Origin of the sequence: Variovorax gossypii, from assembly GCF_003965815.1 — a bacterium.
Classification (GTDB): Bacteria; Pseudomonadota; Gammaproteobacteria; order Burkholderiales; family Burkholderiaceae_C; genus Variovorax; species Variovorax gossypii.
The window spans coordinates 372755-397778 of sequence record NZ_RXOE01000004.1; the positions used below are offsets into that span (position 1 = coordinate 372755).

Annotated in this window: 27 protein-coding genes; 6 read left to right on the forward strand and 21 right to left on the reverse strand. The window is 69.6% G+C overall.

Translation table 11 applies throughout. The features are described 5' to 3' along the window. Positions 1 to 19: 19 nt before the first annotated feature. Positions 20 to 679, forward strand: coding sequence for a nitroreductase family protein (locus EJP69_RS18585; RefSeq protein WP_240652197.1), 660 nt, complete (start codon positions 20 to 22; stop codon positions 677 to 679). Here EJP69_RS18585 and tsaA read toward each other — a convergent pair. Both tsaA and EJP69_RS18595 read right to left on the reverse strand, forming a co-directional pair. Further along, a complete protein-coding gene (gene tsaA / locus EJP69_RS18590; protein ID WP_126471972.1) occupies positions 640 to 1143 on the reverse strand; it encodes a tRNA (N6-threonylcarbamoyladenosine(37)-N6)-methyltransferase TrmO in 504 nt (167 codons plus the stop codon). The genes EJP69_RS18585 and tsaA overlap by 40 nt on opposite strands. Beyond that, complete coding sequence (locus tag EJP69_RS18595) at positions 1140 to 1487, reverse strand: winged helix-turn-helix domain-containing protein (protein WP_093198108.1); 348 nt, start codon at positions 1485 to 1487, stop codon at positions 1140 to 1142. Before EJP69_RS18595 ends, tsaA begins: the two co-directional genes overlap by 4 nt. A gap of 122 nt (positions 1488 to 1609) precedes the next feature. Here EJP69_RS18595 and EJP69_RS18600 point away from each other — a divergent pair, with 122 nt between their 5' ends. Then, entirely contained in the window at positions 1610 to 2200 is a 591-nt protein-coding gene (locus tag EJP69_RS18600) for a molybdopterin-binding protein (protein ID WP_126471974.1), read from the forward strand. Between the two features lie 16 nt (positions 2201 to 2216). Here EJP69_RS18600 and EJP69_RS18605 read toward each other — a convergent pair whose 3' ends face one another. The 3 genes from EJP69_RS18605 to apbC all read right to left on the reverse strand — a co-directional run bounded on the left by EJP69_RS18605 (position 2217) and on the right by apbC (position 6127). After that, entirely contained in the window at positions 2217 to 3914 is a 1698-nt protein-coding gene (locus EJP69_RS18605; protein WP_126471976.1) for an OFA family MFS transporter, read from the reverse strand. A 163-nt stretch (positions 3915 to 4077) separates the two neighbouring features. Further along, entirely contained in the window at positions 4078 to 5022 is a 945-nt protein-coding gene (locus tag EJP69_RS18610) for a LysR family transcriptional regulator (protein WP_093198116.1), read from the reverse strand. Positions 5023 to 5035: 13 nt separating this feature from the next. Continuing rightward, a complete protein-coding gene (apbC, locus tag EJP69_RS18615; RefSeq protein WP_126471978.1) occupies positions 5036 to 6127 on the reverse strand; it encodes an iron-sulfur cluster carrier protein ApbC in 1092 nt (363 codons plus the stop codon). An 86-nt stretch (positions 6128 to 6213) separates the two neighbouring features. On the opposite strand from apbC, the gene EJP69_RS18620 reads away from it, so the two are divergent. Further along, on the forward strand, positions 6214 to 7410 hold the full coding sequence (locus tag EJP69_RS18620) for a patatin-like phospholipase family protein (RefSeq protein WP_126471980.1): 1197 nt from the start codon (positions 6214 to 6216) through the stop codon (positions 7408 to 7410). 7 nt (positions 7411 to 7417) lie between these two features. Here the strand turns inward: EJP69_RS18620 and EJP69_RS18625 are convergent, their stop codons facing one another. Then, positions 7418 to 8644 carry a diaminopropionate ammonia-lyase gene (locus EJP69_RS18625; RefSeq protein ID WP_126471982.1) on the reverse strand — a complete coding sequence of 409 codons (1227 nt, stop codon included), beginning with the start codon at positions 8642 to 8644 and terminating at the stop codon, positions 7418 to 7420. A gap of 17 nt (positions 8645 to 8661) precedes the next feature. Further along, positions 8662 to 9849 carry a M20 aminoacylase family protein gene (locus EJP69_RS18630; protein WP_126471984.1) on the reverse strand — a complete coding sequence of 396 codons (1188 nt, stop codon included), beginning with the start codon at positions 9847 to 9849 and terminating at the stop codon, positions 8662 to 8664. 87 nt (positions 9850 to 9936) lie between these two features. On the opposite strand from EJP69_RS18630, the gene EJP69_RS18635 reads away from it, so the two are divergent. After that, a complete protein-coding gene (locus tag EJP69_RS18635) occupies positions 9937 to 10407 on the forward strand; it encodes an Lrp/AsnC family transcriptional regulator (RefSeq protein WP_240652198.1) in 471 nt (156 codons plus the stop codon). On the opposite strand, the gene EJP69_RS18640 is transcribed toward EJP69_RS18635, so the two are convergent. From EJP69_RS18640 to EJP69_RS18670, 7 genes are all read right to left on the reverse strand, one after another. Continuing rightward, complete coding sequence (locus EJP69_RS18640; RefSeq protein WP_126471988.1) at positions 10376 to 10870, reverse strand: hypothetical protein; 495 nt, start codon at positions 10868 to 10870, stop codon at positions 10376 to 10378. The two genes, EJP69_RS18635 and EJP69_RS18640, sit on opposite strands and share 32 nt — an antisense overlap. Before the next feature lie 115 nt (positions 10871 to 10985). Beyond that, positions 10986 to 11345, reverse strand: coding sequence for a hypothetical protein (locus tag EJP69_RS18645; RefSeq protein ID WP_126471990.1), 360 nt, complete (start codon positions 11343 to 11345; stop codon positions 10986 to 10988). Then, positions 11342 to 11587: a hypothetical protein gene (locus EJP69_RS18650; RefSeq protein WP_093302268.1), complete on the reverse strand. Its 246-nt coding sequence runs from the start codon at positions 11585 to 11587 to the stop codon at positions 11342 to 11344. Before EJP69_RS18650 ends, EJP69_RS18645 begins: the two co-directional genes overlap by 4 nt. A 16-nt stretch (positions 11588 to 11603) precedes the next feature. Further along, entirely contained in the window at positions 11604 to 12296 is a 693-nt protein-coding gene (locus tag EJP69_RS18655; protein WP_126471991.1) for a YceH family protein, read from the reverse strand. A 22-nt stretch (positions 12297 to 12318) separates the two neighbouring features. Continuing rightward, on the reverse strand, positions 12319 to 13029 hold the full coding sequence (locus EJP69_RS18660) for a phosphodiester glycosidase family protein (protein ID WP_126471993.1): 711 nt from the start codon (positions 13027 to 13029) through the stop codon (positions 12319 to 12321). A gap of 26 nt (positions 13030 to 13055) precedes the next feature. Further along, on the reverse strand, positions 13056 to 14090 hold the full coding sequence (locus EJP69_RS18665) for an isocitrate/isopropylmalate dehydrogenase family protein (RefSeq protein WP_093198144.1): 1035 nt from the start codon (positions 14088 to 14090) through the stop codon (positions 13056 to 13058). Between the two features lie 88 nt (positions 14091 to 14178). Then, entirely contained in the window at positions 14179 to 14820 is a 642-nt protein-coding gene (locus tag EJP69_RS18670) for an LbetaH domain-containing protein (RefSeq protein ID WP_126471995.1), read from the reverse strand. Between the two features lie 91 nt (positions 14821 to 14911). Between EJP69_RS18670 and metG the strand changes: the two genes are divergently transcribed. Both metG and EJP69_RS18680 read left to right on the forward strand, forming a co-directional pair. Further along, positions 14912 to 17026: a methionine--tRNA ligase gene (gene metG / locus EJP69_RS18675; protein WP_126471997.1), complete on the forward strand. Its 2115-nt coding sequence runs from the start codon at positions 14912 to 14914 to the stop codon at positions 17024 to 17026. 23 nt (positions 17027 to 17049) lie between these two features. Beyond that, positions 17050 to 17256 (forward strand): hypothetical protein, encoded by a 207-nt coding sequence (locus tag EJP69_RS18680; protein ID WP_126471999.1) that lies wholly within the window; start codon positions 17050 to 17052, stop codon positions 17254 to 17256. A 14-nt stretch (positions 17257 to 17270) separates the two neighbouring features. Here the strand turns inward: EJP69_RS18680 and EJP69_RS18685 are convergent, their stop codons facing one another. The 7 genes from EJP69_RS18685 to EJP69_RS18710 form a co-directional block, all read right to left on the reverse strand. Beyond that, positions 17271 to 18986 carry an enoyl-CoA hydratase-related protein gene (locus EJP69_RS18685; RefSeq protein WP_126472001.1) on the reverse strand — a complete coding sequence of 572 codons (1716 nt, stop codon included), beginning with the start codon at positions 18984 to 18986 and terminating at the stop codon, positions 17271 to 17273. A 111-nt stretch (positions 18987 to 19097) separates the two neighbouring features. After that, a complete protein-coding gene (locus EJP69_RS18690; RefSeq protein ID WP_126472003.1) occupies positions 19098 to 20000 on the reverse strand; it encodes an alpha/beta fold hydrolase in 903 nt (300 codons plus the stop codon). Continuing rightward, positions 19997 to 20833 (reverse strand): shikimate dehydrogenase family protein, encoded by an 837-nt coding sequence (locus tag EJP69_RS18695; protein WP_170217156.1) that lies wholly within the window; start codon positions 20831 to 20833, stop codon positions 19997 to 19999. The genes EJP69_RS18690 and EJP69_RS18695 overlap by 4 nt, the downstream gene beginning before the upstream one ends. After that, positions 20820 to 21638 carry a sugar phosphate isomerase/epimerase family protein gene (locus tag EJP69_RS29510; protein WP_170217157.1) on the reverse strand — a complete coding sequence of 273 codons (819 nt, stop codon included), beginning with the start codon at positions 21636 to 21638 and terminating at the stop codon, positions 20820 to 20822. The genes EJP69_RS18695 and EJP69_RS29510 overlap by 14 nt, the downstream gene beginning before the upstream one ends. Continuing rightward, positions 21635 to 23080, reverse strand: coding sequence for an FAD-dependent oxidoreductase (locus tag EJP69_RS18700; protein ID WP_126472007.1), 1446 nt, complete (start codon positions 23078 to 23080; stop codon positions 21635 to 21637). Before EJP69_RS18700 ends, EJP69_RS29510 begins: the two co-directional genes overlap by 4 nt. Before the next feature lie 10 nt (positions 23081 to 23090). After that, positions 23091 to 23912 (reverse strand): alpha/beta fold hydrolase, encoded by an 822-nt coding sequence (locus EJP69_RS18705; RefSeq protein ID WP_126472009.1) that lies wholly within the window; start codon positions 23910 to 23912, stop codon positions 23091 to 23093. A gap of 10 nt (positions 23913 to 23922) precedes the next feature. Beyond that, on the reverse strand, positions 23923 to 24930 hold the full coding sequence (locus tag EJP69_RS18710; RefSeq protein WP_240652199.1) for a Bug family tripartite tricarboxylate transporter substrate binding protein: 1008 nt from the start codon (positions 24928 to 24930) through the stop codon (positions 23923 to 23925). Positions 24931 to 25024: the final 94 nt, after the last annotated feature.

Below are 25024 nucleotides of genomic sequence, written 5' to 3' on the forward strand. Positions count from 1 at the left end.
GACACGCATGTGGCGGCACATGACAGGTGCGGAACGCATTCTCGAAGTCCTGCTGACGCGGCGCTCGGTATCGCCCCGGCGCCTGGAGCAGCCCGGGCCCAATCCCGACGAGCTCGACGCGATCATCAGGGCCGGCCTGCGCGCGCCCGACCACGGCGGCCTGCATCCGTGGCGGGTGATCGAGTTTCGCCCGCAGAACCGCGAAGCGCTGGCCTGGTGCTTCGAGCAGGAAAAGCTCCGGCGCGATCCGCTGGCCAGCCCCACCGACCTGCGGCGCGCCCGCGAGCACGCCACCCGGCCGCCGCTGCTGCTGGGCTTCGTGGTATCCCCGCGAGAGCGCAGCAAGATCCCGACGCGCGAGCAGTGGCTGAGCGCGGGCGCTGCACTGGGCAACCTGCTGAGCGCCGCTCATCAGCTGGGCTATGGCGCGATCGTGCTGAGCGGCGAGCGCTGCTTCGACGAGACGCTGGCGCGGCAGGTGGGCGTGCTGCCGGGCGAGTACCTCGCGGGCTTCATCAGCATGGGCAGCATCGGCGAGGCGCCGCCGCAGGCGCGCGAGGTGCTGTCGCAGAGCGTGTGGTCTTGCTGGCAGGGCTGGCAGGAAGAAGCCGGCCAGCCTGGCCGACCCGAGCAGCCCGGTCAGTCCATCCTGCCGTCGGACCGGGTGCGCGGCAGTTGATCGAGCCTGTCGCCGAACCAGCCGATGCGCGCGGTTTCGCGCACGTCGAACTTCGGCACGTAGGGCTTGATGTCGAGCACGGGCGTGCCGTCCATCATGTCGTTGCCGCTGAAGTGCAGCGTCGTGCCCTCGACCGAGGTGAGCCGCACGATCGACAGGCCCAGCCGGTTCGGCCGTGCCGGCGCGCGGGTGGCGAAGACGCCGTGCGAGGCGTTGCCCTGCTCCAGGAAGGGCACCACCTCCAGCCGCTCGTGCGCGCACCGGTGCAGGTGCGTGACGAGGATCAGGTAGTCGAAGCCCTCGATGTCGCGCAGGCCCGGCGCGAACTCGGCGAAGACCTCGACGCGCCCGGTTTCATCGGGCGCTCCGGCGGTCTGGATCGGCATGCCGGTGGCCTCGGTGAAGCGGCTGCGCACCAGCCCGACCGGACGGCAGACGACATCGGCAACGGCTTCGGAACTCATGGCGCCAGCAGCCGTGTCAGCGCGCGGATGTCGGCCGCGGCCGCAAGGCGCGCGGCGTTCTCGATGGCCCTGTAGTGCTTGACGATCTCCTCGCCCACCGGCGTGAGCGCCGTGCCGCCGCCGCGCGAGCCGCCGGCGGCGGTGTTCACGGCCGGCGAGGCCAGCGACTGGTTCATCTCGTCGATCAGCATCCAGGCCCGGCGGTACGACATGCCCAGCAGCCGGGCTGCCGCCGAGATCGAGCCGGTCTCGGCCACGGCTTCGAGCACGGCGATCTTGCCTGGGCCGATGGCGATGGTGTCGTCCCGGTAGACGCGCAGACGGAACTGGACTTTGGATTTCATGTGGGCGCCAAGCGTAAACCAATGCGGGCCGCCATTGTCCGCCCGCGGCGGGCCGGCGCGGCCGACAGCCGTCATGCAAGAACGAATACGGCGCATGCGCCATGGGAAAACAAGGAGTTCCAGTGAAAGACCGCACCCTGTTCCTGATGTCCGCGCGCTGGCTGCGCCGCGGTGCCGCTGCCGCCACGGCCATCGCGGCGATGGCGATGCTGGCGGGTTGCGCCGGCAGCCCGCCGCGCACGAGCGGCATGGCCCCGCACACTGCGGCCGCCGTGCCCGGCGAGGATACGTCGCCCTCCTTCACCGTCTCGGGCGCCGTGGGCAAGCGCGCAGTCTTCGACCTCGCCGCACTGCAGGCCCTGCCCGCCGTCACGGTGACGGTCGGCAGCAACAGCTACACCGGCGTGAGCCTGTGGGCCTTGCTGAACGATGCGACGGTGGGCCTCAGGCCCGACACCGCGGTGCGCAACCCGGTGCTCTCGATGTATGTGGTGGCGGTGGGCAGCGACGGCTACCGCGCGGTGGTCTCGCTCGCGGAGATCGCACCCGAATCCGGCAACCGCGTTGCGCTGGTTGCCTACAGCCTGAACGGCGCGCCGCTGGGTCGCAACGGCGTGGCTCGGCTCGTGCTGGCCGGCGACGTGAAGCCGGGCCGTTCGGTGGCCCGGCTGGCGGCGATCGAAGTGTTCGCCGCGCAGCCTTCGGGCCGCTGATCCTGCGAGAAGGAAATCAGCCGAAGAACTTGGCCGCGCTGACCAGCGTCTTGTAGACGCCCCAGGCCAGCGGAATGCCCACAGCCAGCCAGGCCAGCGCGACGACCGCCGGGCTCACCGTGTCGGCACGGCCCGAGCCGCTGCCCACTTCGGCGGCCGAGGCCTTCTCGTGCGCAAGCTTCTTCTCGACGGCCAGCTCTTCGTCGCTCATGAAGTGCTTGTCGGCCACCGGGCGCACCAGCAGGTTGGCGATGAAGCCGATCACCAGCATGCCCACGAGGATGTACATGGTCTGGTTGTAGACCTGCTCGCGCGGCAGGCCCAGGCCCAGCTGGTACTCGCGCATGTAGTTCACGACTACCGGGCCGAGAATGCCGGCCGTGGCCCACGCCGTGAGCAGGCGGCCGTGGATGGCGCCCACGAACTGCGTGCCGAACAGGTCGGCCAGGTAGGCCGGCACGGTAGCGAAGCCGCCGCCGTACATCGACACGATCACGCAGCACGCGCCCACGAAGAGCAGCTTGCTGCCCGCGCCGGCCGACGAGGGAATGCTCGCGTACAGGATGCCGCCGAGAACGAAGAACACCGTGTAGGTGAGCTTGCGGCCCAGCTTGTCCGACAGGCTCGCCCACACGAAGCGACCGCCGATGTTGAAGAGCGACAGCAGCGCGGTGAAGCCGCCCGCCACAACGGCGATGGCCGCCAGTTGCGTCTTGTCGAGTTCGCCGTACTTGGCCGGCAGGTCGATCAGCGAGCCGCCGAACACTTCCTGCAGCATGGGCGATGCCATGCCGATCACGCCGATGCCCGCGCTCACGTTCATGCACAGCACCAGCCACACGAGCCAGAACTGCGGAATGCCCCAGACCTTCTTCACGTGCACGTGGCGCTGCGTGATCATGGTGTTGCTGGTCTGCGCCGGCGGCGGCGTCCAGCCTTCGGGCTTCCAGCCCGAGGGCGGCACGCGGTAGCCCAGCGCGCCGGCCATCATGAAGACGAAGTAGCCCAGCGCCATCACGACGAAGGTCTGCATCACGCCCACATCGGTGGCGGTGGAGAAGCGCTTCATCAGGTCGACCGCCAGCGGCGAGCCGATCATCGCGCCGCCGCCGAAGCCCATGATGGCCATGCCGGTGGCCATGCCGCGGCGGTCGGGAAACCACTTGATCAGCGTGCTCACCGGCGAGATGTAGCCGAGGCCGAGGCCGATGCCGCCGATCACGCCCGAGCCGAGGATCATCAGCCAGAACTGGTGCAGGTGGATGCCCAGTGCCGACAGCAGCATGCCGCCGCACCAGCACAGCGCCGACACCACGCCGGCCTTGCGCGGGCCCGCGCGTTCGAGCCAGCCGCCCCACAGGGCCGCGGAGCAGCCGAGGAAGACGAAGAACAGGGTGTACATCCAGCCGAGCGTTGCCACGCGCCAGTCGCAGGTGGTGGCGAAGAGCTCGGCGAAGAAGCTCATGTCCTTGGCGCAGGCCTGGGCGCCGGTGCCGGCGGTGCCCAGCGCCTTCGACAGCGGCAGCCAGAACACCGAGAAGCCGTAAGCCATGCCGATGCACAGGTGGATGGCCAGTGCGGCCGGCGGCACCAGCCAGCGATTGAAGCCGGGGCCCGCGATGATGCGTTCTTTTTCCAGGAAGCCGGGTTGCTGCTGCACCCCGCTTCCACCAATGCGATCTCCCTCGAGAACGCCCGCAGATGAGCCTGCCATATTTCTCCTAGTTCGCCGGACGTGTAAGTTATTGCTAATCCGGGCCGCGGAGTGTGTGCGAACGCTTTAATCGCCGTCAAATTCGATCAGGGCATGACCTGATTCAATAACTAAATGAAGAGGCCTCTTTGTGGCTCTTTGTTTGCAGCCGCCGGCCGCCTCGTCATTCGCCGAGCATGCCGCTGTGCTGCTGCAGCTGCGCCTGCCACTCGGGCGTCTGCAGGAAGGCCAGCGCCGCCTCGAGTGCGCGCGAGGCGCGCACGCCGTCCTGCGTCATGAAGCCGACGGGCGTGCGCACGTCGGGCTCCACCAGCGGCAGCGCCTCGAGTTCGCGATGGCTTCGCACCGCATCGACCATGCTGCCGGGCAGCACGCTGTTGATCGTGCCCGCGCTCACCGCCAGCGCAAGCGCCAGCACCGAATTGGTCTCGATGGACGGCACCACCGACACGCCCACCTCGCGCAGCGCCTGGTCGACGATGGTGCGGTTGTGCATGTCGGAGGTGAGCAGGCACAGCGGCAGCCTGCCCGCCTCGGCCCACGACATCGGCTCGCCGATGCGCAGCTGGTCGGCCGACGCCTTCTTCGCACGGCGCAGCAGGAAGTAGTGCTCCACGCTCTGCGGCCAGGCCGTGAGCTTGATGCCCGGCAGGTGCATGCGCTCGGTGTAGCCCAGCGCGAGGTCGACCGACAGGTTCTCGAGGCCCGTCTCCAGGTCCTGCGAGCTCATCGAGAGCACGGCCGGCACGATGCCCGGATGGCGCTCCTGCAGCATGGCCGCGAAGCGCGACAGCAGCGGGATCGCGGTGGGCACGGCCGCCATGCGCAGCCGTCCGTGCGGGTTGTTCATGTCGCTGCGCAGCTCCTGCAGCAGCACTTCGTTGTCGCGCAGCATGCGCTGCGCCGTGGCCAGCACGCGCTCGCCCTCGTGCGTGAGGCCCACGTACACGCGGGCGCGCTTGACGATGACGACGCCGAACTCCGTCTCCAGCGCGCGCAGCGCGTTCGACAGCGCCGGCTGCGTGATGTGGCAGGCCTGAGCGGCGCGGCCGAAGTGCTTGTGCTCGTTCAGCGCCACCAGGTAGCGCATCGAGGCGAGCAGGTTCATCGAAAGGCCGTTCCTAGGTGTTCTTGCTGATCGAGATCGTCGGGAACTTCGCCGAGAAGTCCTTCGCCTTCTCGGCGATGCCGACCGCCACGCGGCGCGCCACGGCCTTGTAGATGCCGGCGGCCTCGCCGTCGGGGTCGGACACCACGGTCGGCGCGCCGCTGTCGGCCTGCAGCCGGATGTTGATGTCCAGCGGCAGCGCGCCGAGGTACTCCATCTGGTATTCGGCCGCCATCTTCTTGCCGCCGTCGGCGCCGAAGATGTGCTCGGCATGGCCGCAGTTCGAGCAAACATGCACCGCCATGTTCTCGACGATGCCGAGGATCGGCACGCCGACCTTCTCGAACATCTTGATGCCCTTCTTGGCGTCGAGCAGCGCGATGTCCTGCGGCGTGGTGACGATCACCGCGCCCGTCATCGGCACGCGCTGGCTCAGCGTGAGCTGGATGTCGCCGGTGCCGGGGGGCATGTCGACGATGAGGTAGTCGAGGTCTTTCCAGTTGGTCTGGCGCAGCAGTTGCTCGAGCGCCTGCGTAGCCATGGGGCCGCGCCAGATCATGGCCTGATCCTGGTCGACCAGGAAGCCGATCGACATGACCTGCACGCCGTGGCGCTCCATGGGCTCCATGGTCTTGCCGTCGGCGCTGTCGGGGCGGCCCTCGATGCCCATCATCATGGGCTGGCTCGGGCCGTAGATGTCGGCGTCGAGCAGGCCGACCGTGGCGCCTTCCGACGCCAGCGCCAGCGCCAGGTTGGCCGCCGTGGTGCTCTTGCCCACGCCGCCCTTGCCCGAGGCCACCGCGATGATGTTCCTGACGTTGGGCATCAGCTGCACGCCGCGCTGCACGGCATGGCTGATGACCTTGGTGACGATGTTGACCGACACGTTCTCCACGCCCGGCAGCGCCTTGGCGGCCGCCACCAGCTCCTTGCGGATGGCCGCGTGCTGGCTCTTCGCCGGGTAGCCGAGTTCGAGGTCGAACGAGACGTCGCCCTCCGAGACCTGGAGGTTTTTGAGCGACCGGGTCGCCGCGAAAGCCTTGCCGGTGTTAGGGTCCTGGACGGCCTTGAGTGCCTCCATGAGCCCTTCTGGGGTGAGTGCCATTGATCAAACTCCTGAATGGCCGGTAGTCTAAGGTGCTCCACAGGCCCGCACCGCACGGTCCTCCAATAGCCCGACAACGAACAAAAATGCCCGAGACAAGCCCCGTCACAGGTCTCCTGCTCACCGGGGGCGGCGCCCGGGCCGCCTACCAGGTCGGCGTGCTGGAAGCCATCGCCGAGATCCGCCGCGCGGCGGGCATCGCGGTCACAGGCACCGGCAACCCCTTCCAGGTCATCACCGGCACTTCGGCCGGCGCCATCAACGCGGCGGCGCTGGCCTGCGGCTGCGACGACTTCGACCACGTGGTGGGCCACATCGCCGATGTCTGGAGCCGGTTCCGCGCCGAGCAGGTGTACCGCGCCGATTCGCTCTCGGTGATCGGCAGCGGCACGCGCTGGCGCATGCTTCTCGGGTTCGGGCGCTTCGCGGCCAACTGGATGCGCATCAAGCCGAAGTCGCTGCTCGACAACTCGCCGCTTGCCGAGCTGCTGCAGCGCATGGTGCTGCTCGACCGGCTGCCGCAGCTCATGCAGAAGGGCCACCTGCAGGCGCTGGCCGTGACCGCGTCGAGCTACAGCTCGGGCGAGCACGTCACTTTCTTCGAGGCGGCCGTGCCGATGGAGCCGTGGGTGCGCTCGCAGCGCCTTTCGGTGCGCGACCGCATCACGCACGCGCACCTGCTGGCTTCGTCGGCCATTCCCTTCGTGTTCCCGGCCACGGCGTTGCCGATGCAGGGCCACACCGAATACTTCGGCGACGGCTCGATGCGCCAGTCGGCGCCCATCGCGGCGGCCATCCACCTCGGCGCGCAGCGCATCGTGGTGATCGGCGCAGGCCGCATGCACGAGCCGCGCGACGCCACAGCGCCCAACACCCACAGCGGCTATCCGACGATGGCGCAGATCGCGGGCCATGCGCTCTCCAGCATCTTCCTGGACGCGCTGGCGGTGGACATCGAACGCCTGCGCCGCATCAACCACACGCTGGGGCTGATTCCCGAGGAAGCGCGCGCGCAGAGCACGCTGCGCCCGCTCGACCTGCTGGTGATCTCGCCCTCGGAACGCCTCGACGTGATCGCGGCGCGCCACGTAGACGCCCTGCCCGGCGCTGTGCGGCACCTGCTGGGCGGCTCGAAGGTCGCGGCCGACGTGAAGGGCGGCGCGCTCGCGAGCTACTTGCTGTTCGAGTCGAGCTACACGCGCGACCTGATCGCGCTGGGCCGCGCCGACACGATGAAGCAGCGCGACGAGGTGCTGCGCTTCTTCGGCTGGAACGCGGCTTAGGGCCGGGTCACGCGCGCCTGCCGGCCAGCCACCGCGCCTGCGCCTCGACGACCTCTTCGCCGGAACGCCCGGTGATCGCGCGGTACACGCCCGGCGCCGTCGCGCCTTCGGTGCTGATGAGCAGCACGCGGGCATCGGCGCCCAGTCGTGCCGCGTCGCGGGCAGAAGGGTCGGCCGCCAGTGCCTGCAACGCCGCGAGGCCGGCGGCGCCCGATTCGCCGCTGAGCACCGGCACATCGCCCGCTTCCCCGCTCGCAAGCACGCGCATCGCCTGTTCGGCCTGTGCGTCGGTCACCGTCATGAACAGGTCGACGGCGGGTTGCAGGAAGCGCCACGCGAGCGGCGAGGTCTCGCCGCAGGCCAGCCCTGCCATCACCGAGTCGACCGAGCCCGTCGCACGGCTCGGGCGGCCGTTACGCGCGCTCTGCAGCAGGCAGTCGGCCTGTTCGGGCTCGACGACGATGAAGCCCGGGCGGGCCGCGCCGAAGCGCTCCCAGAAATGGCTGACGACGCCCGCGGCCAGCCCGCCCACGCCGCCCTGCACGATGACGTGAGTGAAGGGACACGGCGCATCGGCGGCAATGTCTTCGAGCAGTTCGTCGGCCAGGATGCCGTAGCCCTGCATCACGTCGCGCGGCACCTCCTCGTAGCCCTCGTAGGAGGTGTCGGAAACCACCTCCCAGCCATTGGCACGGGCCAGCCGCGCGGCCTCTTCGACCGATTCGTCGTAGTTGCCGGCGATGCGCACGATCTCGGCACCCAGCGCCGCGATGGGAGCCTCGCGCTCCTCGCTGACCTGCGCATGCAGCACGATCACGCAGCGGCAGCCGATGCTCTGCGCGGCGGCAGCCAGTGCGCGGCCGTGGTTGCCGTCGGTGGCGCTGACGACCACGAAGTCGCGCAGTGCTTCAGCGTGCCTGCCCGCCAGCAGGTCCGCAGGCGTCCAGCCGCTTTCAGGCCAGCGGCGAAGCACCAGCCGCAGCAGCGCCACGGGCGCGCCGAGCACCTTGAAGCTGCCGAGCGCCGAGCGCGCCGACTCGTCCTTCACCGTCAGCCCGCCGATGCCGAGCCGACTCGCGAGCCCCGGCAGCGACCATGCCGGCGTGGGCGCAGGCTGCAGCCGGCTCCATGTCGAGAGCCATTGCCGGCTTTCCTTGCCGCGCGCGATGCTCATCACATCGCGCAGGGATTCGTCGTATGCGCGGTGCCGCGCCTGGGGGTTCCTGAAAATCATGGGATCCGTTCGATCGATCAGTTGGTGGCGCCGGCCGGCGCGGGCAGGCGCATGCGGACGATCTCCGCGAAGTAACGGGCGCCCGTGGCGAGCACCTCGTCGTTGAAGTCGTAGCTGCCGTTGTGCAGCGGCGTGTCGCCGGCCTCGCCCTCGGCGCCGTTGCCGAGGAACACGAAGGCGCCAGGCACCGCCTGCAGAAAGGCGCCGAAGTCTTCCGAGATCATCATCGGCGCCACGTTCGCATCCACGTTCTCCGCGCCCACGATGGCCGTGGCGGCGGCCACCGCCACGGGCACGCACTCGGCCCAGTTCACGGTGGGCGCGAACTCGTGCGTGTAGCTGAACTCGCAGCCGGCGCCGTGCATGCGGCAGATGCCTTCGCTGATCTCGCGCATGCGCGCGGCCAGCATGCGCTGCACCTGCGGGTCGTAACTGCGCGTGTCGCCCTTGATGACGACGTTCGACGGGATCGCGTTGCGGATGCCGTCGGTGATGAACTCCGTGCACGACACCACCGCCTGCGCGCCCGGATCGAGCGTGCGCGACACGATGGTCTGCAGCGCCAGCACGATCTGCGCGCCGATCACGATGGGGTCGATGCCCATGTGCGGCCGGGCGGCATGCGTGCCGCGGCCCTTCACGTGGATCACGAAGTTGTCCTCGCTGGCCATGAGGCCGCCCTCGCGCGTGGCGAAGGTGCCGGCGCGCATGCCCGGCATGTTGTGCAGGCCGTAGATCTCGTCGACCGGGAAGCGCTCGAAGAGGCCGTCTTCCATCATCGCCTTGGCGCCGCGGCCGTGCTCCTCGGCGGGCTGGAAGATGAAGCGCACGGTGCCGTCGAAGTCGCGACGCTCGCGCAGCAGCTGCGCCGCGCCGAGGATGATCGACATGTGGCCGTCGTGGCCGCAGGCGTGCATCTTGCCGGGCGTGCCCGAGGCGTAGGCGCGGTCGGTGGGCAGCTCGGTGATGTTGAGCGCGTCCATCTCGGCGCGAAGGCCGATCGTGCCCTTGCCGCTGCCCACCTTCAGGTTGGCCACGAGGCCGGTGCCGCCGATGCCGGTGTGCACCTCCAGGCCCAGCGCCTTCAGCACGCGGGTGACGAAGGCTGATGTCTTCGCCTCCTCGAAGCCGGTTTCGGGAATGGCGTGCAAGGCGCGGCGCCAGCCGGTAAGCGTGTCGCGCAGGGGTGCGTCGTGGAGGTTCATGACGGGATGCTATTGACAATGGTGCGAGACAGGTACGCAAAATCGAGGCCTCCGACGCAACGTTTTTGCGCGCACCACCGTTCATCCATGACCCCGCTCGACGCCCTCGACCTCCGCCTGCTGGAACTGATCCAGGCCGACAGCCGCATGCCCCAGAGCGAACTGGGCGAGCGCGTGCACCTGTCGACCGCGGCTGTGAACCGCAGGCTCAAGCGCATGCGCGACGAGGGCGTGATCCAGCGCTACGGCGCCGTGCTGTCTCCGGCCGCGCTGGGCCATCCGCTGACCATCGTGGCCGAGGTGGAAACCGAAAGCGAGCAGCTCGAGCTGCTCGACGCGATGAAGAAGAGCTTCAGGGACTGCCCGCAGGTGCAGCAGTGCTACTACGTGACCGGCGAATGGGACTTCATCCTCGTCTTCGTGGTGCGCGACATGGCGCAGTACACGGCGCTCACGCGGCAGCTCTTCTTCCAGAGCAACAACGTCAAGCGCTTTCGCACGCTGGTCACCATGGACCCGGTGAAGCTCAGTCTGGACGTGCCGGTGTCCGGAAGCTGAGCCGTTCGGCCGGCGACATCAGCATCGAGCGCAGCAGCAGCGCCACCGCGCAGACGATAGGCACCAGCGCCAGCAGCCGGCCCGGTTCGAAGGCCAGGCCGGCGGCCACGCCGAAGGCGCAGCCGATCTTGATCCACGGGGGGACCGCCTCCCAGCCGCGCCGGTGCGTGGCGGCGAATCCGACGAGCGCTACCCAGCCATACAGACCGCCGAAGACGGAGAAGACCCAGCTCAGCAGGTAGTAGACCGTGTCCATGTCGCGGAACACGATCGCCGTGCCCAGGCTCTGCCAGGTGTGGCGCCAGCCGTCGAAGAGGAAGAAGCCGGTGGCCGAGGCGGCCCACCAGAAGAAGGCATACAGGCTCGCTATGCCGGCCAGCGCGGCGAGCCAGGCGAGTGCGCGCCGCGTGATGTCGTCGTAGGGCATGTGGTCGCGCCACGCGACGATGTGTCCGTTGTCCATTCGGGGCTCCAGTGGTTTTCGCAATGGAGACCGAAGTTAGGCACCGGATGTGCGGGCTGCGTGAAGCCCGTGTGAAATGCGGTGAACGGAAGAAGCCGGCTCGCGGGCCCTGCCGCTACTGGAAGAGCGCGACGAAGGCGTAGATGCCGGCGACCAGCCAACCGGCCTTTGCCGCATTGCCCGCGCTTTCCCTGGAGATCGGATACATCTTCGCGCGCCTCCATGCCCACACGTTGAAGGCCACCGCAAGCACCAGCCCGCTCACGAAGAAAAGCCCCGAATGCAGCCCGAGCCCGCCGATCAGCGAGACCATGAAGATCACGATGCCGCCCACCCAGATGCCGCTGCTGGTGCTGGCCAGCACATGCGAAAGGCCGCCGCAGGCCGAACATTCTGCCGGCACGGCACGGCTGGACCAGCGCTTGGCGAGACCGCCGATGCTGGGCTCCTTGCAGCGTGGGCAGATGTGCTTCATGCGTGAAGCATCGCGATGGTCACCCCCGCGACGACGATGACAATGGCAAGAAGTATCTCGAAACGGGCGATGCAGAACAACAAGACGGTCGGCACGCCGCTGGCAAACACCCGGAGGCGATCCGCCACGCGATTGCCGCGCGGGAGCGCCGCCGCGATGACCAGCGGCACCACCGTGAGCACGAAGCCCAAGACGAGCAGCGCCGCCACCGCCTTGAACAAGAAAGAGAGCGGGATCGTCATCGGCGCCGTCAGGCGGTCAGCCCGCCTCGGAAATCCCCAGCTCCGAACACACCCGCCCCAGCAGCGCCTTCAGCGACGCCACCTCGGCTTCCAGCCGCGCCACGTTGGCCTTGAGCGCCGCGACCTCGCCGAGCGACACGTCGTTCGCCGCATATGCCGCATCGGACGAGGCACCTGCAGGCCCGGCCACCTCTTCGGCCGGCGCACCGCTCAACAGATGCGCCCAGCGGCTCTCGCGCGCGCCCGGCAGGCGCGCCAGCTTCACCACGAGCGCGCCGGCCGGCCGTTCCGCGAGCTCGTTGAGAAATCCCTCGACCGACGAGATGTCGGCGAAGTTGTGCATGCGGTCGCAGGCGATGCGCAGCTCGCCCGCCGTCTGCGGGCCGCGCAGCATCAGCACGGTGAGCAGGATCACCGACTGCGACGGAATGCGCAGCACGCGATCGACGTTGTGCTCGTAGCGGAAGGCCCGCCCGCCGCTGGTCTCGGCCACGAGGCTGTAGCCCCTGAGGCTGTCGACGGCGGCCTGCACCTGCGACTCGGTGAGTTCGAGCACGGGGTTGCGGCTGGTCTTCTGGTTGCAGCCCGACACCAGCGAATTGAGCGTGAGCGGATAGCTGTCGGGCACGGTGCGCTGCTTTTCGGCGAGCACGCCGAGCACGCGGGTTTCGACAAGGGACAGGACGGGCAGCGAGGTGGTGGAAGACATGGCTCGAAATCGATGATGAAACTCAGGGCGACGCAACGCCGAGGATAGGCCCCAGCTCCCGCACGAAATCGCTTCTGTGCAGCGACGGCGAATGCAGCGCCGACACCGTGCCGTCGAGGTACAGCGCGTCGCGGCAGTGGAGCACGTCGCGGAAGTAGAGCGCGAACTCGTGGAAGTTCACCGGTACGTCGCTGATGACGAAGATCGCGGTGTGGCCGATCACGCCGACGCCGTTGCGGATCTTGCGCGAATCGGAATGTGGAATGAAGGCAGGATGCACGACGCCGCGGCGCAGCAGCAGCGGGCCCGACTGGGTCGCCAGGCGCACGCCCTTCGCCAGCGCCGGGTACTCCGACGACTCGACGACGCGCGGCCCGGCGTCCGACACGAGGAACACGCCGTTGGGCTTGAGGAAGAAGTTGCCCGCGCCGTCGGCCAGGTTGAGCGGCGACTCTTCGCGGCCGCCGCGCACCAGCAGGCCGACCGGGGAGAAGTCCTCGTGGTACATGCCGGCGTTCATCGCGAAGCCCAGCTGGCGGCCACGCTCCTTCAACCAGGCATCGAGCCGGTCGAAGCGCTTGAACGGCACGCCTGCGTCGTCGCGCAGGAACAGCTCGAGCCGTTCCTTGCGCAGGTCGATCTTCACCACGGTGAAGCGCTGGTCGGCTGCGGCAAGACCAGCCAGGCCCGCGAACAGCAGGACTCCCAGGAGCAGCGCAAGCCTTCTTCTCATGCGGCGCCCGCAAGCCCCCGCCGGGTTCAGCCGCCGTTGATGCGGCTGACCAGCGCCTTCGTGAACGCCTCGGTGCCCGCCGTGCCGCCCAGGTCGCCGGTGCGCACCTTGTCGATGTTCAGCGTCTCGTCGATCGCGGTGCGCAGGCGCGTGGCCAGTTCGGGCAGCTTCACGTGGTCGAGCATGAGCGCGGCGGCCAGCAGCAGTGCGGTGGGGTTGGCGATGCCCTTGCCGGCGATGTCGGGCGCGGAGCCGTGCACGGCCTCGAAGATCGCGGCATCGGTGCCGATGTTGGCGCCGGGCGCCATGCCCAGGCCGCCGACCAGGCCGGCCACGAGGTCGGACAGGATGTCGCCGAACAGGTTGGTGGTGACCAGCATGTCGAACTGCCAGGGGTTGAGCACCAGCTTCATCGCACAGGCGTCGATGATGACCGTGTCGAGCTCGAACTTGCCCTTGTACTTCTTTTCGTAGAGGTCCAGGCCGGTCTCCAGGAAGATGCCCGTGAGTGCCTTCATGATGTTGGCCTTGTGCACCAGCGTGACCTTCTTGCGGCCGGTGGCGATGGCGGTTTCGAAGGCGTATTCGAGCAGGCGGCGGCTGCCCTGGCGGGTGTTGATGCCGGTGGCCATGGCCACGGCGTGCGGGTCGCCGTCGATGGGCACGTAGTGCTCGTGGCCGATGTAGAGGCCCTCGAGGTTCTCGCGAACGACCACCAGGTCGATCTTGTCGAATCGGCCGCCGGGAATGATGGTGCGCGCGGGGCGCAGGTTGGCGTACAGCTGGAATTCCTCGCGCAGCCGCACGTTCGACGAGCGGTACCCGCCGCCCGAGGGGGTCTCCAGCGGGCCCTTCAGGGCCAGCCGGGTCTTGCGGATGCTGTCGAGCGTGGCCTGCGGCAGCGGATCGCCCGAAGCCTTGACGCCGCCCAGGCCGGCGATCTGCGTGTCCCAGACGAAGGGAGCCTTCAGCGCATCGAGCGCGGCCAGCGTGGCGTCGACGATTTCGGGGCCGATGCCGTCGCCGGGGATCAGGGTTGCGGGAATGGAAGTGGTGGTCATCGGCTGCGTCTCGCTTTCAGCTTTTCTGGATCGGGGGGCTGGAGCATACGTCGCCCGCGCGACAGCCCGCCGCCGAGTGCCCCCACGCTCAGGCCACCTTCTGCGCCAGTTCGTCGTCCACCAGCGCCAGCCGGCCCACGACGCGGCCCGGCGCAAGCAGCGCCCCGGGAGCGATCACCGCATTGGCCCCGATCCGCACCCCGTCGCCGACCAGCGCACCGAACTTCTCGCACCCCGTGCCCTGCAGTGCCCCGCCCTCGCCGCCGCGCACGAAGACCTGCTTGTCCGCGCGCTCGTTGCGGTGGTTGCAGACGATGCTGCCGGCTTCCATGTTGACGCCCGCGCCGATGACCGAATCGCCGACGAAGTTGAAATGGGCCAGCGCCGTGCCTTCGAAGACGAAGGACGATTTCAGCTCCACGCCCGGCCCGATGCTGCAGCGGGCGTCGACCCAGTTGCCGCCGCGCAGGTAGGCCCCTGCGGCCACGAAACAGCCCGGACCGAGGATCAGCGGCCCCTTGAGCACCGCGCCCGGCTCGACCCTGGCGCTGGGGTGAATGGCCACTTCGCCCTCGACGGCATAGTCGCCGGCAGGCAGTCCGGCCAGCAGCCGGCGCACGATTTCCGGGGCGTGCGGCGGCAATTCCCAGGGCAGCGAGGCAGCCCATGGCGCAAGGGGAGACCCGGCGAATCCGGCGACGTAGGCGGCAAGTTCGATGTCGTGCGTCATGGGGTCGATGCTGCCACCAGACCCGCCGCGGGACGCCGCAACCTAAAATGCCCGGTTCTCCCCGTCAGCCACTCCGAAAGCGCCCTCCCCGATGTCCGCCCCGCGCAAGCTCTTCGTCACCACCGCCCTGCCGTATGCCAACGGCAAGTTCCACATCGGCCACATGATGGAATACATCCAGGCCGACATCTGGGTGCGGAACCAGCGAATGAACGGCGCCGACGTCAACTTCGTGTGCGCCGACGACGCCCACGGCGCGGCGATCACCATCGCGGCCGACAAGGCCGGCGTGACGCCGCAGGCCTTCGTGGCCGAGATCGCGGCCGGCCGCAAGCCGTACCTCGACGGCTACTACATCTCCTTCGACAACTGGCACTCGACCGACGCGCCCGAGAACCACCAGCTGGCACAGGACATCTACCGCGACCTGCGCGCCAACGGCCTCATCAGCACCAAGAGCGTCGAGCAGTTCTACGACCCCGAAAAGGGCATGTTCCTGGCCGACCGCTTCATCAAGGGCGAGTGCCCCAACTGCCATTCGAAGGACCAGTACGGCGACAACTGCGAGGTGTGCGGCGCCGTGTACGCGCCCACCGAGCTGATCAACCCCTACTCGGCCCTGTCGGGCGCCAAGCCCGAACTGCGCAGCTCGGAGCACTTCTTCTTCAAGCTCTCGGACCCGCGCTGCGAGGCCTACCTGAAGGAATGGACGGCGGCCGCCGGCCACGTGCAGCCCGAGGTGCAGAACAAGATCCGCGAATGGCTCTACAAGGACGACGAGGGCAAGGGCGGCCTCGGCGACTGGGACATCAGCCGCGACGCACCCTACTTCGGCATCGAGATCCCCGATGCGCCAGGCAAGTACTTCTACGTGTGGCTCGACGCCCCCGTGGGCTACCTGGCCTCACTGAAGAACCTGCTGGACAAGCGCTGCATCGAGCTCGGCGGCGACGGCATCTCGTACACCGAGTACATGGCCGACCCCGACCTGGAGCAGGTGCACTTCATCGGCAAGGACATCATCACCTTCCACACGCTGTTCTGGCCCGCGATGCTGCACTTCAGCGGCCGCAAGGCGCCAGACGCGGTGTACGTGCACGGCCACCTGACGGTGAGCGGCGAGAAGATGAGCAAGAGCCGCGGCACCGGCATCGACCCGCTCAAGTACCTGTCGATCGGGCTCGACCCCGAATGGCTGCGCTACTACATCGCCGCCAAGCTCAACGGCCGCAACGAGGACATCGACTTCAACCCCGAGGACTTCGTCGCTCGCGTCAACAGCGACCTCGTGGGCAAGTACATCAACATCGCCAGCCGCGCGGCGGGCTTCATCGGCAAGCGCTTCGGCGGCAAGCTGGGCGAGGTGTCGGCCGACGGCGACGCGCTGCTGTTCGCGCTGCGCGACGCGGCGTCGCAGCTGCATTCGCTCTACGACGGCCGCGACTACGCCCGCGCGCTGCGCGAGGTGATGGCGCTGGCCGACAAGGTCAACGAGTACGTCGACCAGAACAAGCCATGGGAGCTGGCCAAGAAGGAAGGCGCCGAGGCGCGCCTGCACGACGTGTGCACCGTGTGCATCGAGGCCTTCCGCCTGCTCACGCTGTACCTGAAGCCGGTGCTGCCGGCGCTGGCGGTGAACGTCGAGGCCTTCCTGAACATCCAGCCGCTGGCCTGGACCGACGCCGCGCAGCCGCTGCCCGTCGGCCACGCCATCGGCGAGTACAAGCACCTGATGCAGCGCGCCGACGTCAAGCTGGTCGACAAGCTGTTCGACGCTCCGGAACCTGCCGCAGCCCCCGTGGCCGCACAGCCCCAGGAACTGCCGGGCGGCGAAGCCATCGCGCCGACCATCACCATCGACGACTTCGCGAAGATCGACCTGCGCATCGCCAAAATCGTTGCCTGCGAGAAGGTCGAGGGCTCGACCAAGCTGCTGCGCCTGACGCTCGACGCCGGTGAAGGCACCGACCCGCAGGGGAGTCCAGTTCTGCGCAACGTGTTCAGCGGCATCGCCTCGGCCTACCAGCCCGAGCAGCTCGTAGGCAAGCTCACGGTGCTGGTCGCCAACCTCGCGCCGCGCAAGATGAAGTTCGGCGTGAGCGAAGGCATGGTGCTGGCAGCCAGCCACGGCGACGAGAAGGCCCACCCCGGCATCCACGTGCTCGAACCCTGGCCGGGCGCTACGCCGGGCATGCGGGTTCGCTGATCGACTTCGAAAAAGGAACCGCCATGACCACCCTGCTGCGCCGCGCCCTCGTGCTCGCCTCGCTTTCGACTCTGCTCGGCGGCTGCGCGGTGGTGACGGTGGCCAGCACGGCGGTGAGCGTGGGAGCCGGCGCGGTCGGGCTGGCGGCGGATGCGGCCATCGGCACCGCGCGCATCACGGGCAAGGCCGTGGGCGCGGCGGCCGACGCGGTGATTCCCGACAGCCAGTAAAGCTCTCGCGCAGCTCAGTCCGCCAGGCCCAGGCGGGCTATGTGCGGCGGCGTGTGCGACGCCCTTTCCTTTCGCACGAAGGCAGACCTCAGCCCGGCGTGCGGCTCGCGGGCGTCGAAGAAGTTGCGGCGCATGTGCGCCAGTTCCTCGTCGCGGTAGCGCTGCAGCGGCTTCAGCGATTCGTCCTGCTCACGGATCGCCTTCTTCCGCGCGACACGTTCGGCGAAGTCGGGCGAAGCGGCCAGCTCGGCGGCGAGCCGGGCCACCTCGTCGCCCAATTCCTCCGGCGCGGCCCGCAGCACGCGCTCCGCCATCCCGAGTTCGACCGCGCGCTTCGCGCTCACCGGCAGCGCCGACTGCGTGAGCCGCAGCGCCTCGCTCTCGCCCACGCGGCGCGGGAGGATGTAGGTCCAGTACTCCGAGCCGTGCAGGCCCATCAGCTTGTAGTGCGGGTTGAGCACGGCGCCGTCGCGGCACCAGACCTCGTCGGCCGCCAGCGCGAGCATCACGCCGCCGGCCGCGGCGTTGCCGCCCAGCGCCGACACGGTGAGCCGGTCGGTGGTGCCCAGCACGGCCTCGACCAGATCATTCATCGCGTGGATGTTGGCCCACGATTCCTCGGCCGGGTCTTCGGCCGCCTCGATCACGTTGAGATGGATGCCGTTGGAGAAGAAGTCGCGCATGCCGCCCAGCACCAGCACCGAGGTCGCGCGCGTGCAGGCGAAGCGGTAGGCCTCCAGCAGCCGCCGGCACTGGGCGGTGCTCATCGCGCCGCCGGGAAAGGAGAAGTTCAGCACGCCGACCGCGCCCTGCTCGCTGTAGCGGATGTCAGAAAAGGTACGGCGCCCGGCCGGCAGATCCAGTGGTGCCGGTACCTCAGGCACCGTGGAAGGCAGCAGTTCGCCGAGCGCCTCGGTGGCAGGCAGCTTGTAGCTGGGCAGCCTCGAACCGGGCTCGCGCCAGGGCCTCAGCTGCCGGATCCACACCGCGCCGTCGACGGTGGCGCGGCAGATGGCGCCGGCGCGGGTGGCGATCAGCTCGCCGGGCTTGCCGCCGCGCAGCTCGTCCTCGGGATGGCCGCCGTGCAGGTACCACTGCGCGCCCAGCAGTTCGTCGAGCACGCCGGGCTGCGAATCGGCCGCGCGCAGTTGGCGCAGGATCGTCTCGGTGGTGTCGGAAGTCCAGTCGATGCGCCGCCGGGCCTGCTTCATGAAGGGCCGCCAGCCGGCGGCCAGCGCCGCGGGTTCCTGCTTCTGCGGCTTGTGCCTGCCCGAGGCGAAGCGCTCCACCGCGAGCAGCACCGCGTCGACCGCCGCATCGGCCACTTCGCCGCGATAGAGATCGCTCTTGCCGGCCTGCGGGGGCACCTTCAGCGGCGACCACGCCCAGACATCGCCCGCGTCCATCTCGGCCACGGCCTCGAGCACGGTGACGCCCCAGCTTTCGGCGCCGCCCTGCAGCGTCCAGTCGAGCGACGAGGGGCCCCGGTCGCCCGGCGGGCCGGGATGCACGATCAGGCAGGTGTGGGCGCGCCAGATGTCCTCTGGAATCGCGCTGGTAAGCATCGGCGCCACGATGAGCTGGGGCGCCTGCGCCCGCACGGCTTCACGCATTTCGTCGTCATTGCCGAGGGCCAGCACCACGCCGACGGTGTGGCCCCGATCCTGCAGTTCCGCCAGCACCCGCTGCGTCAGGCTGTTGAACGCGCTCGCGACAAGCAGGATGTGCATCTGACGGCCCCGGTAATGTCGGTGACGAAATGTCAATGAATGTCAAAAATGTATCTGCATCCTTTGTTTTGAATAAGTCGACCGAAAGTTTTCCTTCGGCGACCAGGCCGATCAGACCGACCGGGCGTGCCGCAGCAGGAACGGCAGAACCCGCGCCAGCACCTCGTCGGGCGCCTCTTCCGCCATCTGGTGGCCGCAGTCGATGGTCCCGCCTTCGACCTCGTCCGCCCAAATCTTCCAGATCTCGAGCGGATCGGGCTTCGCGGTGTTCGACGCGCTCCACAGCACCTGCACCGGACACGCGATGCGGCGCCCCGCGGCAAGGTCGGCGCGGTCGTGCTGCAGGTCGATGGAGGCTGCGGCCCGGTAGTCCTCCACGATCGCGTGGCGCACCGACTCCTTTGCAAAGGCGCGGTGGTATTCGGCCAGCGCCTGCGGCGTGACGGCATCGACCTTCTGCACCGCGTTGCGCAGCGCCCAGTCGAGGTAGTAGGCCGGGTCGGCGCGCAGCATGCGCTCGGGCAGGTCGAAGGGCTGCGCGAACAGGTACCAGTGGAAGGCCTTGAGCCCGAAGGCCATGCCGGCGCGCTTCCACATTTCCTCGGTCGGCACCACGGTGAGCGAGACGAAGCAGTTCACCGCCTCCGGCGAATCAAGGCACAGCCGGTAGCCCACGCGCGCGCCGCGGTCGTGGCCCATGACGGCGAAGCGGGTGAAGCCCAGGGCGCGCATCAGCGCGAGCTTGTCGGCCGCCAGCGTGCGCTTGCTGTGGTTGACGTGCAGCGGGTCTCCGGCCGGGCCGGTGCTGTCGCCATAGCCGCGCAGGTCGGGCGCGACCACGGTGAAATGCCGGGCCAGCGTCGGCGCGATGCGATGCCAGGCCACGTGCGTCTGCGGATAGCCGTGCAGCAACAGCAGCGGCGGTCCGCTGCCGCCGACTTCGGCGTGGATGACGGCATCGCCCAGCGGCACGTCGTGCACCGCGAAGCCGGGGAAGAACGGCGTGCGGCTCATTGCAGGGCCTCGGCGAAGAAGTCGGCCATGCGCTCCAGCTGCTCGTCCATCATGTGGCGGCCGTGCACGATGCGCGCGCCCTGGCGCTGGGCCAGCGCGAGAAGCGGCGTGGTGTGCGGCTCCATGATGACGTCGGCCACGGTCTGGCCGGCGCGGATCGCCGATGGCGCGATGGGCAGCGGATCGCCATCGCGCATGCCGGCCGGCGTGGCGTTGACGAGCAGGTCGCGCGGGCTCGCGGCGTCCCAGTCGCCCGCGGCATGGCCCAGCGCGCGCAGCCGATCGACGAGGTCCGCGCGTTTCGCGTCGTCGGCATCGCGCACGTCGATGCGCGCCGCGCCGGCTGCGGCCAGCGCGAAGGCGATGGCGTTGCCCGCGCCACCCGCGCCCGCGAGCCCCACGCTGCGGCCATTCACGTCGAAGCCGTTGCGCACGAGCCCCGAGACAAAGCCCGCACCGTCGAGCAGGTCGCCCTGCCACGCATCGCCCTTGCGGCGGACGACGTTCACCGCCCGCGCCTCGCGCGCGGCGCGCAGCGTTTCGATGGGCAGGCCGGCCACGAGCTGCTTGTGCGGCACGGTGACGACCACGCCCGCCACGTTGCGCACCGCGAGCAGCGTCTGCAGCAGCGGCGCCACGTCGGCCGCCCGCACATGCAGCGGCACGAGCACCGCGTTGATGCCGCGCCGCTGCAGCAGCCTGGTGAGCGGCAGCGGCGCCTTCACCTGCGCGACGGGGTCGCCGATGATGCCGAGCACGGCGGTCCTGCCGTCGAGCTTCAGGCCGCTCCAGTCGAGGGCGGTGTCGGGGAGGATGTCGTCAGGCATGGGCATGGCCGTTTCTGTGAAGGAATTCGGTGGTGGTGCGGAAGGCCGCGGCGGCGCGCGCATGCGGATCGAGCGTGGCCATGCGGATCGCGCTGGGGGCCTCGACCGACAGCAGCGCATCGGGCGCGAGATGCATGAGCAGGCGATGCACCGGCAGTTCGCCCTCGCCGGGAAAGAGCCGGTGCGCCCGCCCCTCTTCCCCGGGCGACAGGCCCGGATGGCGCCGGGCGGGCGCGTCGTTGATCTGCATGAAGTACCGGTCGATGTGCGTGCCTTGCATGTCGTCGGGCACGCAGCCGGCGCGGAAGAAATGCAGCGCGTCGATCACCACGCGCGCCGTGTCGCTTCTCGACGCGGCCACGAGCTGCTGCGCCGCCCGCAGCGAGCGCGCGGCCGTGTAGATCATGAATTCCACGCCGAGCGCGAGCCCGTGCGGCCGCGCGCGTTCGGCCAGCGCCGCGAGGCTGTCGCCCGCGCGCGCGGCGTCGCTGTCGTCCACGTTGACCATGAGGCAGCGCGCGCCCAGCGCCTCGGCCGATTCGAGCACGCCCGCGAGCGGCGCCGCGTCGAAACCGGGCCCGATGCGCACGATCTCCACGTCGTGCACGCGCAGCCCCAGGTCGCGCAGGCGCGCCGAGGTCTCCCGCAGCATCTCGCCGCCCACGGCCATCGGGAACGGCGCTTCGCCAAGGCGCGCGGGGTTCAGGCGGATGCCGACGCCCGCGAAGCCCGCCGCGTGCGCGGCCTCCACCAGCCGGGGCGGCGCGGCGTCGAGCATCCCGAGGTGGGCGAGCGACAGGCGGAAGTTCATGCCTCGGCAGTGTGCGCCCGCGGCGTTTCGGCCGCAGCCTGCCTCAGGGGCACACCCTGTGCCGTCAACAGCGCCTGCAGCCGCCTGACGTCCACGTCGCGCGGCAGCACGCCCGCGTCGGCCGCGAGCGCCGCCGCCGTGCCGGCCGCCTGCCCCGTCAGCCAGCACTGAGGAATCTCGCGCATGAAGCCGTGCGAGTTGGTGTCGCACGAGATGTGCTTGCCCGCCGCGAGCACGCCGTCGAGCTTCTCGGGCACCAGCGCGCCGTAGGGCACGGAGATGTTCGGAAACTTCGGCGACGGGCTCGGGCTGATGCCCACCTCGTCGGCCTCCACCGCGCCCGCGTCCCACGCGCCGCGCCGCACGCTCTTCACGCCCACCAGCCGGCGGCCGTGGCGCGTGCCGATCTGCGGCGCCATGAGCATGTGCCAGGCGTTCTCGAAGCCCGGCGCATGCGCTCGGTAGAAGGCCAGGTGCTCGGCCATGCTCTTGCGCGACTCCCACTCGACCTGCGTCATCTCGTCCACGTCGAGCGCGCTGAAGCCCGACTTGCGCGGCCCGAGGAAGGTGGCCACGTCGTCGCGCCACGAGACGATGGGCTTCTCGAAGCTGCCCAGCGTCTCGCGCCCGCGCGCCAGGAATGCAGAGTAGGCCTGCGGCTCGTGCGCGCGGAAGTCCAGCCAGCGCCGCATGTCCACGCCCGCGAACAGCCACGAGGTGTTGATGCAGTGGTGGATGTCGTGCGCGTCGATGTCCGACGAGAACGCCGCGCCCGCCGCCGCGTAGAGATCGCCCTCGCCCGTGGTGTCGACCACCACGCTGGCAAGAATGGCGCGGCGGCCTTGCTTGCTCTCGAACACAGCACCCTTCACGCGCCCTTCTTCGGCGATGGGCGCGACCATCCAGCCGTGCAGGATCAGGTCGACGCCGGCCTCGCGCACCATCTGGTGGTACACGCCCTTGAGCATCTCGGGGTCGATGGTGGGCGAATGCGTGACCACGCCGTGGAACGCGGCGGTGCGCAGCGACCAGTAGTCGGCCTTCGCGGTGTCGCGCGAGCCCCAGTCCTCGCGCGGCGGGCCGGCCACGGCGTCGCGGCCCAGGCGCTCCATGAACTCGGCTGCAAGGCCGTGGATGACGTGCCGGCCCGACCAGTCGGTCATGCGGTCGATCCAGATCACCAGCCCGCCGGTGGAAAGGCCGCCCAGGTGGTTGTAGCGCTCCAGCAGCACCACGCGCGCGCCGCTGCGCGCTGCCGCGACCGCGGCCGCCACGCCCGACGGCCCGCCGCCGAGCACCAGCACGTCGCAGCGCTCGTGCACCGGCACCTGGCGCGCCGGCTCGGTGATGTGGCCTTGCGGCTGGCGCTGCTTGCGTTCGCTGTCGCGCGCGTTGACGTCGGAGCGGAAGAAATGGCGTTCTTCGGGGGTCAGGGTTCCCATCGTGGAGCTTTCAGGTGGATGAAGTGGATGCGGCGAGTTCGGCCAGCAGCTCGGCCAGCGGCCCGGGCGCCGTGACCATCGCGTCATGGCCGGTGGCCAGCATGCGCAGCTGCCAGCCGGCGTCGGCGCGCACGCGCGCCTTTGTGGGTTCGAGCGTGGCGATGGGATCGCCGGTGCACTCGATGTAGGTCTTCGGCAGGCCGTTGCCCTGCGGGGCCTTCAGCAGCAGCGGCTGCAGGTAGGTGCCCACGGGCTGCGGCGTGAGATTGCGCGCGACCCAGGCCGCGTCGGCCGGGTCCTTCACGCCGAAGGCGGCGGGCGGCAGGGCGGCTGCCGCGCCCACGCCGCCGCCGGTGTCGCGGATGGCCTTCAGGCGCTGCTCCACCACCGCCGGCGGAAAGTCGGAGAACAGGCTCTTGCCGGAATCGAGCAGCAGCGAATCGAGAAACACCAGCTGGCGCAGGCGCGCCGCGGCGCGGTCGGCCACGCCGGAGATCACGATGCCCGCGTAGCTGTGGCCGACCAGCACAACGCGCTCGAGCTCCTCGAACTGCAGCAGGTTGACGACGTCGTCGATGTGCGTGTCGAGGTTGACCTGCGGCGAGATGAGGTGCCGGCGCTCGCCCAGCCCGGTGAGCGTGGGCGTGAACACCGTGTGGCCGGAGGCGCGCAGCCGCGATGCCACGCGCGACCAGCACCAGCCGCCGTGCCACGCGCCGTGCACGAGCACGAAGGTCGAAGGCCGGCCAGCCGCTTGCGACGACGGGACGAGCCCGGCTGCGGCGATGCCCGCCGCACCCGCTACACCTGCGAAGAGGTTCCTGCGCTTCATGCCGGCCCGCCTACTCGCTGCGCGCGCCGGTGCGCCTGATGACGTCGCCCCACATCGCCGTGTCGTCGACGATCTTGCGGGCCAGCGCGTCGGGCGCGGTGCCGAGCGCCTGCCAGCCCTGGTCGAACAGGCGCTGGCGCATGTCGGGCGCCTTCAGGATGCGCGCGATCTCGTCGGACAGCCGCTGCGCCACCGGCTGCGGCATGCCCGCCGGGCCGAAGACGGCGTTCCACGACGCCACGTCGAAGGCCTTGCCGGCGCCCAGCGCGGGCTGGATCGGCGGCACCTCGGCGAAGGCGGCGAAGGGCGCGGCGGTGCTCACGCCGTACATGCGCAGCCGCCCGTTCTTCGCCTGCGGCGCGGCGATCGACGGGATCATGAACGACAGGTCGATCTGCTTGCCCATCAGCGCCGTCGCCACCTGCGGGAAGCCTGGGAACGGCACGTGCACGGCCTGGATGCCGGTGAGCGTCTTCAGCAGTTCCATCGCCAGGTGCGAGCCCGAGCCGGGCCCGACCGAGCCGTAGCTCAGGCGGTCGCCCTGCGCCCTGGCGTGGGCCAGCAGGCCGCGCAGGTCGGTGGCGGGCATGTCGGTGCTGCCGGCCAGCACGAAGGGGCTGCTGGCCACCAGCGAGATGGGGCGCAGGTCGTGCGCCACGTCGTAGGGCGTGGCGGGGTTGAGCGCCTTCGCGGTGGTGAGCGGGCCGTTGCCGGTAAGGCCGATGGTGTGGCCGTCGGTGGCCTTCGCCACCGCGTTGACGCCGATGGTGCCGGCCGCGCCGACCTTGTTCTCGACGATGACCGGCTGGCCCAGCGCCTGCGCCAGCGGATCGGCCACGGTGCGTGCCAGCGCGTCGGGCGACGACCCCGGCGGGAAGCCGACGACCAGCCGCACGGCCTTCTGCGGCCAGGGCGCGGCGGCCCGTGCCGGAAAGGCCAGCACCGGCGCGACCGAAGCGGCCAGCGCGCCCTGCAGCAGGCGCCGCCGTCGCGGGATGAAAACCATCGGATAGGGCATGTCTTGTCTCCGTTTGCGTTGTCGTGAGCCGGATTCTTGGCCCACAATCCAGCGCGAAACGTGATGGTTTCTTATCTCTTCCATCACGTTCCTT

Coding starts and splice junctions, on each gene's coding strand:
- EJP69_RS18665 (WP_093198144.1), bottom strand. CDS start 14,090: ATGACCACCACTTCCATTCCCGCAACCCTGATCCCCGGCGACGGCATC.
- EJP69_RS18705 (WP_126472009.1), bottom strand. CDS start 23,912: ATGAAGCGCAGGAACCTCTTCGCAGGTGTAGCGGGTGCGGCGGGCATC.
- EJP69_RS18670 (WP_126471995.1), bottom strand. CDS start 14,820: ATGACGCACGACATCGAACTTGCCGCCTACGTCGCCGGATTCGCCGGG.
- EJP69_RS18605 (WP_126471976.1), bottom strand. CDS start 3,914: ATGGCAGGCTCATCTGCGGGCGTTCTCGAGGGAGATCGCATTGGTGGA.
- EJP69_RS18630 (WP_126471984.1), bottom strand. CDS start 9,849: ATGAACCTCCACGACGCACCCCTGCGCGACACGCTTACCGGCTGGCGC.
- EJP69_RS18625 (WP_126471982.1), bottom strand. CDS start 8,644: ATGATTTTCAGGAACCCCCAGGCGCGGCACCGCGCATACGACGAATCC.
- EJP69_RS18640 (WP_126471988.1), bottom strand. CDS start 10,870: ATGGACAACGGACACATCGTCGCGTGGCGCGACCACATGCCCTACGAC.
- EJP69_RS18585 (WP_240652197.1), top strand. CDS start 20: ATGACAGGTGCGGAACGCATTCTCGAAGTCCTGCTGACGCGGCGCTCG.
- apbC (WP_126471978.1), bottom strand. CDS start 6,127: ATGGCACTCACCCCAGAAGGGCTCATGGAGGCACTCAAGGCCGTCCAG.
- EJP69_RS18610 (WP_093198116.1), bottom strand. CDS start 5,022: ATGAACCTGCTCGCCTCGATGCGCTACCTGGTGGCGCTGAACGAGCAC.
- EJP69_RS18645 (WP_126471990.1), bottom strand. CDS start 11,345: ATGAAGCACATCTGCCCACGCTGCAAGGAGCCCAGCATCGGCGGTCTC.
- EJP69_RS18635 (WP_240652198.1), top strand. CDS start 9,937: ATGACCCCGCTCGACGCCCTCGACCTCCGCCTGCTGGAACTGATCCAG.
- EJP69_RS18710 (WP_240652199.1), bottom strand. CDS start 24,930: ATGCCCTATCCGATGGTTTTCATCCCGCGACGGCGGCGCCTGCTGCAG.
- EJP69_RS18620 (WP_126471980.1), top strand. CDS start 6,214: ATGCCCGAGACAAGCCCCGTCACAGGTCTCCTGCTCACCGGGGGCGGC.
- EJP69_RS18680 (WP_126471999.1), top strand. CDS start 17,050: ATGACCACCCTGCTGCGCCGCGCCCTCGTGCTCGCCTCGCTTTCGACT.
- EJP69_RS29510 (WP_170217157.1), bottom strand. CDS start 21,638: ATGAACTTCCGCCTGTCGCTCGCCCACCTCGGGATGCTCGACGCCGCG.
- tsaA (WP_126471972.1), bottom strand. CDS start 1,143: ATGAGTTCCGAAGCCGTTGCCGATGTCGTCTGCCGTCCGGTCGGGCTG.
- EJP69_RS18650 (WP_093302268.1), bottom strand. CDS start 11,587: ATGACGATCCCGCTCTCTTTCTTGTTCAAGGCGGTGGCGGCGCTGCTC.
- EJP69_RS18685 (WP_126472001.1), bottom strand. CDS start 18,986: ATGCACATCCTGCTTGTCGCGAGCGCGTTCAACAGCCTGACGCAGCGG.
- EJP69_RS18655 (WP_126471991.1), bottom strand. CDS start 12,296: ATGTCTTCCACCACCTCGCTGCCCGTCCTGTCCCTTGTCGAAACCCGC.
- EJP69_RS18700 (WP_126472007.1), bottom strand. CDS start 23,080: ATGGGAACCCTGACCCCCGAAGAACGCCATTTCTTCCGCTCCGACGTC.
- EJP69_RS18595 (WP_093198108.1), bottom strand. CDS start 1,487: ATGAAATCCAAAGTCCAGTTCCGTCTGCGCGTCTACCGGGACGACACC.
- metG (WP_126471997.1), top strand. CDS start 14,912: ATGTCCGCCCCGCGCAAGCTCTTCGTCACCACCGCCCTGCCGTATGCC.
- EJP69_RS18695 (WP_170217156.1), bottom strand. CDS start 20,833: ATGCCCATGCCTGACGACATCCTCCCCGACACCGCCCTCGACTGGAGC.
- EJP69_RS18660 (WP_126471993.1), bottom strand. CDS start 13,029: ATGAGAAGAAGGCTTGCGCTGCTCCTGGGAGTCCTGCTGTTCGCGGGC.
- EJP69_RS18690 (WP_126472003.1), bottom strand. CDS start 20,000: ATGAGCCGCACGCCGTTCTTCCCCGGCTTCGCGGTGCACGACGTGCCG.